This window comes from Pyxidicoccus caerfyrddinensis (assembly GCF_010894405.1).
GTDB lineage: Bacteria > Myxococcota > Myxococcia > Myxococcales > Myxococcaceae > Myxococcus > Myxococcus caerfyrddinensis.
Window position 1 is genome coordinate 1 of record NZ_JAAIYA010000097.1, and the last position, 1,306, is coordinate 1,306.

A 1,306-nucleotide genomic window follows, 5' to 3' on the forward strand; every position below is an offset into this window, starting at 1 on the left:
CAGGGCGATCGCATCTTCCTGACACCGGGGTGCCGTAGTTACGCGGGGTTAGCGGATGGGTTGGACAGGCTCGGAGGAGTGTGATCGACGGGGCCGATGGACAAGCCTCCGGCCCCGACGGCGAGCCTCACGCAGCATTTCTCCAGCCTGGAGGACCCGCGAGTCGAGCGGACGAAGAAGCACGCATTGAGCGACATGCTGGTCATCGCCGTGTGCGGCTTCATCTGCGGGGTGGACAGCTGGGTGGAGCTGGAGGAATTCGGAGAGGCGAAGCGGGAGTGGTTGGAAAGCTTCCTGACGTTGCCCAACGGCATTCCCTCACACGACACCTTCGGCCGGCTGTTTGCGGCATTGGACCCGGAAGCCTTCAGTCGCTGCTTCATGGCATGGGTAAGGGCGGTGTCGGAGGTGACGGAGGGCGAGGTGGTGGCCATCGACGGCAAGACGCTGCGGCGCAGCTTCGACCGGGCATCCTCGAAGGCCGCTATTCACATGGTGAGTGCGTGGGCGTCGAAGAATGGCTTGGTGCTGGGACAGGTGAAAACGGAAGAGAAGTCGAACGAAATAACGGCCATTCCGAGGCTGCTGGAGTTGCTGCACCTGGAGGACTGCATCGTCACCATCGACGCCATCGGCTGCCAGAAGGAAGTGGTCGCGCGGATTGTGGAGAAGGGCGCCGACTACGTCATCAGCTTGAAGGGCAACCAGGAGGTGCTGCATCAGCAGACACGCGCCTTCTTCGAGGAGGCGCGGGAGGAGCGCTTCGAGACGGTGCCGCACGCGTACACCGAGACGGTGGACAAGGAGCACGGTCGCTTCGAGACGAGACGCTACTGGGTGACGGCGCAACTCGACTACTTCAGGCACAAGCGAGAGGAGTGGGTGGGCCTCACCAGCGTCGGCATGGTGGAGGCGGAGCGCACAGTGGACGGCGAGACGTCCAAGGAGGTGCGCTACTTCATCAGCAGCCTGCCCGGCGATGACGCGCAGAAGTTCGCCTTGGCCGTGCGGCGACACTGGACCGTGGAGAACAACCTGCATTGGGTACTGGACGTCGCCTTCGGTGAGGACGACAGCCGCGTGCGCAAGGACAACGCCCCCGAGAACATGGCGATGCTGCGCCACCTGGCCCTCAACCTGCTGAAGGCAGACACCACCACGAAGGTGGGAGTCCAGACGCGCCGTAAGAAGGCCGGCTGGGACGAGCGCTACCTGGTCCACTTGCTGGGGGTGAAGGGCGCCTACACCCCCAGACCCTCCAAGCGGAAGCCTGCCCCACCCCGCGGATGAAGATGCGATTCCCCTG

General features: G+C 64.0%; 1 protein-coding gene. It reads left to right on the forward strand.

Annotation, left to right across the window (positions count from 1 at the left end; genetic code table 11):
* Positions 1-96: 96 nt before the first annotated feature.
* Positions 97-1,290 (forward strand): ISAs1 family transposase, encoded by a 1,194-nt coding sequence (locus G4D86_RS51635; RefSeq protein WP_164003085.1) that lies wholly within the window; start codon positions 97-99, stop codon positions 1,288-1,290.
* The last annotated feature ends 16 nt before the right edge of the window (positions 1,291-1,306 follow it).

Coding starts and splice junctions, on each gene's coding strand:
- G4D86_RS51635 (WP_164003085.1), top strand. CDS start 97: ATGGACAAGCCTCCGGCCCCGACGGCGAGCCTCACGCAGCATTTCTCC.